The sequence below is a fragment of the Pseudoalteromonas sp. S3776 genome (assembly GCF_005886915.1).
GTDB lineage: Bacteria > Pseudomonadota > Gammaproteobacteria > Enterobacterales > Alteromonadaceae > Pseudoalteromonas.
In genome coordinates, this window is sequence record NZ_PNCU01000158.1 from 1 (window position 1) to 322 (window position 322).

Sequence of the window (322 nt, forward strand, 5' to 3'; positions counted from 1 at the left end):
CAGTAAATAAAGCTGGGCTGAATGCCCTCAAAATTAGCAATATGGGATTCTCATAGGCTCTATCTGGAATAGATGTTTTTTCAAGATCAAGGTAGTAGCCGTGCTTGAGCTGCCAGTCTCGTCCTGATGAGTCATGCTGCCTTTCGCTCAAGATCACTGCCCGATTGAGGCTCGATAGCTTATAGGCTGGGTTACCCTTCTCATGCAAATAGTGAAAAACAATGATCACCGCCAGTCTTTTCTCAAGGGGGGTCGACAAAGCGTTCTTTTCCCTCTCAAAACGCCTTATGCCTGAGTTGATGACCAGAAACATGGTTTCCAA

The 322-nt window shown here is 45.7% G+C and carries 1 protein-coding gene; it reads right to left on the reverse strand.

Annotated elements, in window-relative coordinates:
- The coding region (locus CWC16_RS20095; RefSeq protein WP_212747458.1) for a hypothetical protein at positions 1 to 322 on the reverse strand (322 nt) is incomplete at both ends.